This window comes from Nostoc sp. (genome assembly GCF_036917195.1).
Taxonomy (GTDB): Bacteria; Cyanobacteriota; Cyanobacteriia; order Cyanobacteriales; family Nostocaceae; genus Nostoc.
This window is the reverse complement of record NZ_JBALDG010000040.1, coordinates 1-8,603: the sequence shown is the minus strand read 5'-3', so window position 1 is coordinate 8,603 and position 8,603 is coordinate 1. Positions and strand designations below refer to the sequence as shown.

Sequence of the window (8,603 nt, the reverse complement as noted above, 5' to 3'; positions counted from 1 at the left end):
TTTTTGATTGGTTGACTCTCAACCGTGACGTGTTTGCTGCTTACAAAGCTAGTTTGGGCTTTATTTGGGCTTAATTTTTGTTTAAGTCGCGTTAGGAGTTCAAAGTGAGAAGTTAGGAATGAAGATAAAAGTTAAGAGTGAAAAGTTAGGGAGAAAAACTTAAAACTCCTAACTTTGCCCGTGTGCAACTTTTACTCAAAGCTAACCCCCTAGCCCCCTTTCCTATGAGGGAAGGGGGAAAATTCAAAGCCTCTAACGCCACGTGCAACAAGAGTGGCTCGCCGCTCAACGCAGTGGCTCCTCCTTTTAGGAGAGAGGAATGGAAGTGAGGTCAAAATATTAAGTTGCACATCGCGTTAACTCCTAACTCGTTTCATTTACTGCAAAAGCCCAATCATATGCAAGAAGCCGTGACCGGTAATCAGCTCGATGATTAAGGCAATGAAGCCAAGCATAGCAATCCGACCATTCCAGACTTCAGCGCTAGTAGTCAGACCCCATTCCCAACGCTCTTGGGGGTACATTTTCACCCTTTTTTTCATTTGGGCAGCTTGCGAAAGCTTGAAACTGGGGTTTTTCAGCGCATCAATCACTAAGTCTGCAAGTGCATTAATAAACACTGGATGTGTATTGGGAGCAGGAACGCGACGGAAGTTGTGAATTCCTGATTCTTCTGCTACTTCCCGATACTCAATATCAATTTCTTGCAGTGTCTCGATGTGTTCTGAGACAAAACTGATCGGCACGACAACCAAATCCTTCACACCTTGTGCGCCTAGTTCTTTGAGGGCATCTTCAGTATAGGGTTGGAGCCATTCTACTGGGCCGACGCGACTTTGGTAAGCTAAGGTGTAGACATTGGGTCGATTGAGGGTCTGCATCATCAGGGCAGTACATTCCTCAATTTCTTGCTGGTAAGGGTCGCCAGCCTCCTCAACGTAGCTTTTAGGAACGCCGTGAGCACTGAAGAATATATGAACGTCGTCTGGATTAGGAAACTGCTCGAGTTCTTGGGCTATAAGTTCCGCCATTGCTTGGAGGTAGCCTGGTTGTTTGTACCAGGAAGGAATGACGGTATAATCAATGTGTTGAAGTTTTGGGTCTTCTTGCCAAAGCTTTTCTAAAAGCCGGAAGCTAGAACCACTGGTGCTGATAGAAAACTGGGGATATAGTGGTAAGATTACCAGGTTTTCTATATTATCTTGGGTAAGCTGTGCGATCGCTTCTTCTGTATAGGGATGCCAATAACGCATTCCCACGTAGATATTGGCTTCTTGCCCCAAATAACCCAACTGTTCTTTTAAAGCTTCCCCTTGCGCTTCTGTAATTTGCCGCAGTGGGGAACCACCACCGATTTGCTTATAATTTTCTTGAGAGGTTTTGAGTCGCCGCGAGGCAATAAACCAGGCTAGGGGCTTTTGCAACCAGCGAAATGGTAGGCGAATAATTTCCGGATCGGAAAATAGGTTGTACAAAAACGGCCCCACATCCTCTAGCTTATCAGGGCCACCGAGATTGAGTAATAAGACGCCTACACGACCCATAGCAGTTACTTTCCCCCAATCTTTTCAGGTTTTTTACTAATGTTAACAATATATATCTTTATTAAATAATAAAGCTTAATAGCAAGGAAATATGCAATGGCAACAATTTTAAGGGATTGGAGTTACCGCTATCAGTGGCTGTATGATAGTATCTCTGGTTTAGCAGCCTTAAGTGTAGGTGGTGAAGCCCGTTTTCGGCAACTTGCTTTGCAAGGCTTAACAATTCACTCAGAAACTCAGGTCTTAGATTTATGTTGCGGCAGTGGTCAAACGACGCAATTTTTGGTAAAATTTTTACAAAATGTAACAGGATTGGACGCCTCACCCAAGTCTTTGCAACGGGCGCGGCAAAATGTACCTGAAGCTTTTTATGTCGAAGCTTTTGCCGAAAAGATGCCATTTGCAGATAATCTGTTTGATGTGGTGCATACCAGCGTTGCATTACACGAGATGCAGCCTCAGCAATTGCGAAAAATTATTAATGAAGTTTATCGGGTGCTAAAGCCAGGAGGGGTGTTTACGCTGGTGGATTTTCATGCTCCTACGAATCCGATATTTTGGCCTGGGGTGTCAGTGTTTTTGCTGTTGTTTGAAACGGAGACAGCTTGGGAATTGTTGAAAACTGGTTTGGCTGGATTATTGGCAGAGACAGGGTTTGAAGTGAGTGAACCCGCTTTATATTCTGGTGGTAGTTTGCAAGTGATACAGGCGAATAAGTGAAGGATACGCTTTAGTTATATGTTACACCTGCCCAATATTCAGCCAATAAATAAATTTCTTCTTTTATAGCGCAAGTCTACTCAAGTTGACTACAACCTTTTCCCAGTCTTTTTTAGAAAACTTGAGCTACAAGCCTCAGAATGAATTTTGAGGCGGTTTTGGGAACTAGTACCGCAAGGCGGAAGTTAAAAGTCAAAAGTCAAAAGTCAAAAGTATTATGGAATAAGCTCTTTAGGGCTTTTCAATGGTCTGCTTATTTACGCCGTGCTGTACTAGTGCAAGTTGTGAGTTTATTAATGGTTAAGATATTTATCTGATCAATGAAACAAGGGTAATTGTTATATTCAAATTATGATGATGAAATTTTGAGGTTAATAAAAATGACACAGGAATTAATAGACCTCAGAACTTGTATTCAGGAAGGACGTTACGCAGATGCCTTGGTAATTATTGATGAATTAGAGGGCATCAGTCAACAAGCTATTCTGCGAAATATCGAAGCTTATTTAAGGATTCTGCTGATTCATTTGATTAAGAACCAAGTAGAGCAGCGATTAACAAATTCTTGGGTAGCTTCTGTTCGTAATTCACTTATAGAAATTAAGAAACTCAATCTCAAAGACAATAAAAAATCCTATTATATCAATTTAAACGAATGGGATACTTATCTTGAAGATGAAATAGAAGTAGCAGTGCCTGATGCTAGTGTGGAAGTTTTGAATGGAATTTACAATGAATTCCAACTTCCTGAAATGGTAGATAGAAACCAGATTATTCAGACTGCTTTGAAGTTTTTGGCGCTAACTTATTCTTATTCAGTTAAGGAGTTACCAGCAGTTGTGGCTGAAACTTTAACTCAGCTATCCGGTGGAGAAGATTGGAAAGCAGGTAGGCGGTAAAAAATGACCCAAGAACTAATAGACCTCAAAAATAGTATTTTGGAAGGACGTTATGCAGATGCCTTGGCAATTGTTGATGAATTAGAAGGCATGAGTAAACAAGCTATTCTGCGGAATATCCAAGCTTATTTAAAGATTCTGCTGATTCATTTGATTAAAAACCAAGTAGAACAACGATTAACTGGTTCATGGGCAAATTCTATTCGTAATTCCATCAGAGAAATTAAAAAACTGAATATCAAAGATAATAAAACATCTTACTATATTAATTTAGATGAATGGGAAAATTTGATAGAAGAGGAAGTTATTGAAGATGCGATCGCTGATGCTAGTGAGGAAGTGATGAGTGGGAAATATAGTCGCTCTCAGTTGTCAGCAATGCTAGATAAAAGCCAGATTTTAACTACAGCCACTAGTTTACTGGCTTTAACATATACTTATTCGCCAAAGGAATTACCAGCGATTATGGATGATTATCTCACTCAGTTAGCTGGTGGAGAAGATTGGATAAATCGGTAAAAATAAGGCGATCGCTATTTGTATACAAGCAAAGCAATAAAATGAACTACAGAGAACGATGAGGTAGCAAACAAAGTCAATATCACGGTAAACTGATTGCTATAACCGTAGTATTTACATTATAGTACTGTACGGATAACCAACAATAAAGTTTTCGCCAATTCTGATGAAAGAAATAACACGCCGCAAATTTATTACAACAGCCAGCGTGGCGACGGGTTTTGCCTTGGCTGTGCAACCTATTTCTGCCGAAGTGATCACCACTGATGCTAACGGGTTGGTAGCTGGTGCAGTGAAAATTCCTGTTAAAGATGGGGAAATTCCTGCCTATAGAGCAGAACCTGCCAGTGGTGAAAATTTCCCCATTGTTCTGGTGATCCAGGAAATCTTTGGAGTACACGAGCATATTCAGGATATCACTCGTCGCTTTGCTCAGTTGGGGTATTTGGCGATCGCACCCGAATTATTCATCCGTCAGGGGGATGTCTCGAAATTAAGCAGCACAGACGAAATTCGCCCAATTGTATCCAAAGTGCCAGATGCCCAGGTGTTATCGGATCTCGATGCCACGGTAGACTGGGCAGTGAAATCAGCTAAGGGTAATGCCAATAAATTGGCGATTACAGGCTTCTGCTGGGGCGGTCGCATTACCTGGTTGTATGCAGCACACAATCCGAAGCTGAAGGCAGGTGCGGCTTGGTACGGGCGACTGGTGGGCGATGCTACCGAACTTCAGCCCAAATATCCCATTGATATTGCATCAAAACTGACAGTCCCCATTCTTGGACTCTACGGCGGCAAAGATACGAGTATTCCTTTAGATACAGTAGAGCAAATGCGCGATCGCCTAAAGTCCAGCAGCAGTAAATCTGAAATTATCGTCTACCCTGATGCACCCCATGCTTTTTTTGCCGATTATCGCCCCTCCTACCGCGAGAAAGAAGCTAAGGAAGGTTGGAAACGTCTTTTGGCATGGTTTAAAGAGCATGGCGTGTAAGTCTGCAAAATATAAAAAAAGCCTCCTAGTATGGGAGGCTGAAAAGTTAGCGGAGAAAACTTGTTAAACTACGGCTTTGCAGCGATCGCTCCTCCTAATGCAGAGAAAACTGCAGAAACTGATGCTGTAGCAAATAGCCACCAAGCGGCTGTAGCTGCGGCTTTGCGGGTTTCTTCTGCTTGCCGCTGCGCTTGAAGCTTCACCTGTTCTAGGCGGCGTTGCGCTTCTTGCTGTATGCGTTCTGCACGTTGCAATACTGTGTTACGGGCCCGTTCAATTTGGTCGATGATCCGGTTGGCATCTTCTTCGGAAATGTCTTCACGAGAACTCATAATTGCCACTAGGGTATCACGGTCGAAAGAAGATAGGCGATCGCGCAGGGCATCAAATCCCGCCTGGGGATCGTCAAAAAATGTGCGAACATCGCGCTTGATATTATCATAGTTAAGTTCCGGGCGATCTAAGGAGTTGAGATAGTTACGGATGCGGCCGAAAACCCCCTCAATTGCATCTTGAATACCTCGTTGGATGTTCCGCACTTGTTCTACAAATTGATCCCTTACGGACACAATGTTATCCGCAATCCGTGCCGCTTCTTCATCGGAAATATCTTCCCGAATTTTCAGCAGGGCGATGATCGTAGAACGGTCAAAATGGGAAAGGCGATCGCTAAAAGTTTCCACCCCAACTCGTGGATCGTGCAACAATAGTTGCAAGTCGCGCTTGATACCTTCTGGGTTAAGTTCTTCTTTGCCAGTTTGCCGCAGATAGTCTTCTAGATTATCTTTGAATGTTTCTATTCTTTGCTGTGTGCGGGTAGCTAGGCGACGAGGCGCACGTACAAAGTTGCGAATCGAATTTTGTGTAGAATCAATGATTTCATTGACTTGTTCTTCACTTAAGTCTTGGCGTTGACTGAGCAACTTCACCAGTGTATCTCGGTCTACTTGCGATAACCGACGGCGCAGTGCGACAGCTCCCTCCTTGGGATTTTCAAACAATCTGGTCAAATCTCGTTGAATACCTTCAGGGTTAAGTTCTTGTTTACCAGTATTCCGCAGATAATCTGCGATCGTGGTGGTAACAGAGTCGTATTGCTCTTTAGCTTTTTCCACAACAGCTTGCGGTGTGTGGCGAATACTATACCACGACTCCTCAGCAGCATTAATGGCCTGATTAACTTGATCTTCACTCAAATCTTGCCGCTGACTCAACAATTGCACTAAGGTATCGCGGTCAAAGCGAGACAAGCGGGCCCGAATTGAGGTAATTCCAGCTTGAGGATCTTCCAGTAGCTTTTTGAACTCCGCGCGGATGGCATCAGGATTCAGTTCTGATTTCCCTGTATTACGCAGATATGATTCTACATTCAGCCACAGGGTTTCTGCTTGATATTGTGCCTGTTCTGCTAATCCTTTGGATTCTACCAAGACGCGATCGCGTTGTTTTTCAAACTCATCCAGAATGCTGTCTACTTCATATAGCTGGATATCATTACGTTGCAGCAATATCTCCCGAATCTCCTGACGTGTAACCTGCGCCAGTCGCACTGTCAGGGTTTCATAATCTGCCTCTGGATCTTGCAACAGTGGTTTAAAATTCTGCTCAATGCCTTCGGCTGTCAAATCTGCTTTCGGGGTAACAAGTAGATAACTTTCCACTGCGCGTTGCAAGTCTTGGACTATGTCTCTTTCTTCGACACCTCTAACTATCACTATCACATTTTTGCGGACAGCTTCTAGCTGATTTGCAATCCGCTGAATTTGGGCTTGGGTAAGCAGTCCCCGTTGTTGCAGGATGTTGACGAAATCGTTGCGGGATAGTCGTTCTAGTTCCCTGCGGACTATTCCTGGGTCAGCTGCTGGGTCGTAGATGACATCACGAAATTCTTGGGCAATTTTTTCCTGGCTTAGTTGCCAAGCATAAGTGTTGTGCAGGTAGTTTTCGACATCAGTCCGAATTGGGCTATAGGGTTCTGAAGGTGTTGGCAACCCTAGCTTATCTGCTTGTTGAGTGACTTTATCTTTGGCAGTGGTGAGGCTACGCAAGATTTTTTCCACATCCAAATCTGGCAAATCTGTCCGTCCCAACACAGTGGCGGTTAAGGCAGATAGTCCTTGCTGGAGTGTACTTTGAATTGGCCCAGCAGCCGCCTTTTGGTCAGCTTGTTTGGAATCACCCTTTTCTGCTAGTAACCGATCCAGCTTGGCGTTAAGTTCATCAGTCTTGCTTTGTCCTGCTGGAACTGATTTTAGATAATCGATTAACTCACCAAGACCGTCTGGAGTAGGTGATTGCTGACTTACCACTTGCTGCCAAACTTTATACAACGTATCAGCAATGCGGCTAACGTCTTTTTTGGAAAGGTCGGTGCGACTGCTGACTAACTCGATAAACTTTTCGCGGTTGATGTTGCGAATGTCTGGAGTCCCAGCGATCGCTTTTAATTGCGGATCGTTGAGTAAATTTTCAAAGTCACTCCGAATTTTCGACAAATCTAGCTCTGGGGGACGTAGCTTGTCTAAGTAATCTTCAACGTTTTCCCGGATACTTGTAGGGTCGATGGCGCTTCCTAGTTCCCGACGGATAGCGCTAGCAGCAGCTTCAGCCGTCGCTACAACTTGGTTATTGACAGCTTTAGCGCCTAGTGCGGCAGTAGCAGTCCCCATAATTGCCTGAAAACCAGAAGTTGCCGTATTGACGACTGAGCCAATTAAGGAACCTACAGTGGTGGAACTTACCCAAACCAGGATCAAAAAATAAGCACCCCAAATTACCAAGCCGAGAATTGCTCCCAATGCTGGGTCTAAAATTACAAGGCTCAATTTCACCGCCAGAAAAGAAGCGATTAATAAGGCGATCGTCACAGTGACTAATGTCCAAATCCCCACTGCGGTGCCGATTTTGCGAATGCTACCGCCCAAACTTCCGACTTCCCCAGAATCGGAATCCGAGTCAGATGAGTGCCCCAGGTAGGAAATACCGGCTGCAAGGGAGAGATTAGTTAAAACTAATTGGAAAGCAAAGGCTAAAATCACGCCGGAGATTAAAGCCACAAAAAAGCGTGGCCCAGAAGTGAGAACCGATGCCTGTGCTGGGGTGACGTTTGAGGATTCTACTGGAACCTGTGCTAACCACAATAGTGGTTTGTAGAGTCCCAGCATAATTTCCGTACTTTGGAACATTGTATTTCCTTCTACTAAGTTGAAATTTGGGGAATTAAGATTTTCTTGAGAAGCAACTCTTAGTATCGATTATGTCTGTATCTATTGCAATACCTAACTCTGTTTAGCTCAGAATCGTAGACTTTAGCTGTTTCAAGCATCTCTCCAAAGGCTGAAAACCGTATCCAGCAAAAGATATAAATTTTATTAGCTAACTGTGAAAATGTTCACGATGAAGTTAAAAAGCTGGCTAATTCTTGACCACCACTTTTTAATTTTAATTGCTTAATCACAACGATTGATTTTTCTGCAATTATAGTTTAATTACTAAAAAGTTACATTTCTTTACATTTTAATTTTTATCACCCTCTCAGGGTGGATTTATCTATACCAATATGTAGTTGATTATGTGCCTGTAGTTTGTGCCTACAGGCAGAAAGCAGTTTAGTTATTAATAGGTACATTAAAGTTAACAAACGAATTGTTAAGGATAACGAAGATGGCAACTTGTTCTTCCAGACAGAGATTTGTCAGTAATTGCAACACAAGGTAATGGTTGCGATCGCAATTATTTTCTGTTTGGCTGGACACCTCAAGCCCAAATCTGGAACCGTCATTTAGCAATCATTGGCTTCCTTGCCTATTTACTTTGGGATTTAGCCGGCTATAGCGTCCTGCGTGACGTTTTACATCTAATTGGCTACTAGATAGAAATTAAACACCTAAAGAGCTACTAAATTTTGGAGAAACAAATGGCAAC

General features: G+C 43.1%; 7 protein-coding genes. 5 read left to right on the top strand and 2 right to left on the bottom strand.

Annotated elements, in window-relative coordinates; all coding sequences use genetic code 11:
* Positions 1–377: 377 nt before the first annotated feature.
* Complete coding sequence (hemH, locus tag V7K40_RS14400) at positions 378–1,544, bottom strand: ferrochelatase (RefSeq protein WP_334960644.1); 1,167 nt, start codon at positions 1,542–1,544, stop codon at positions 378–380.
* A 96-nt stretch (positions 1,545–1,640) separates the two neighbouring features.
* Here hemH and V7K40_RS14395 point away from each other — a divergent pair, with 96 nt between their 5' ends.
* The 4 genes from V7K40_RS14395 (at position 1,641) to V7K40_RS14380 (ending at position 4,679) form a co-directional block, all read left to right on the top strand.
* Positions 1,641–2,264: a methyltransferase domain-containing protein gene (locus tag V7K40_RS14395; RefSeq protein WP_334960642.1), complete on the top strand. Its 624-nt coding sequence runs from the start codon at positions 1,641–1,643 to the stop codon at positions 2,262–2,264.
* A 380-nt stretch (positions 2,265–2,644) separates the two neighbouring features.
* The gene (locus V7K40_RS14390; protein WP_334960640.1) at positions 2,645–3,163 is read left to right on the top strand and encodes a DUF29 family protein; all 519 of its coding nucleotides are present in this window, start codon (positions 2,645–2,647) and stop codon (positions 3,161–3,163) included.
* Between the two features lie 3 nt (positions 3,164–3,166).
* Positions 3,167–3,682, top strand: a complete 516-nt coding sequence (locus tag V7K40_RS14385) for a hypothetical protein (RefSeq protein ID WP_334960638.1) — start codon at positions 3,167–3,169, stop codon at positions 3,680–3,682.
* Between the two features lie 166 nt (positions 3,683–3,848).
* Complete coding sequence (locus V7K40_RS14380) at positions 3,849–4,679, top strand: dienelactone hydrolase family protein (RefSeq protein WP_334960636.1); 831 nt, start codon at positions 3,849–3,851, stop codon at positions 4,677–4,679.
* Between the two features lie 68 nt (positions 4,680–4,747).
* On the opposite strand, the gene V7K40_RS14375 is transcribed toward V7K40_RS14380, so the two are convergent.
* Positions 4,748–7,864: an MFS transporter gene (locus V7K40_RS14375; protein ID WP_334960634.1), complete on the bottom strand. Its 3,117-nt coding sequence runs from the start codon at positions 7,862–7,864 to the stop codon at positions 4,748–4,750.
* A gap of 506 nt (positions 7,865–8,370) precedes the next feature.
* Between V7K40_RS14375 and V7K40_RS14370 the strand changes: the two genes are divergently transcribed.
* Positions 8,371–8,550, top strand: a complete 180-nt coding sequence (locus V7K40_RS14370; RefSeq protein WP_334960632.1) for a high light inducible protein — start codon at positions 8,371–8,373, stop codon at positions 8,548–8,550.
* The last annotated feature ends 53 nt before the right edge of the window (positions 8,551–8,603 follow it).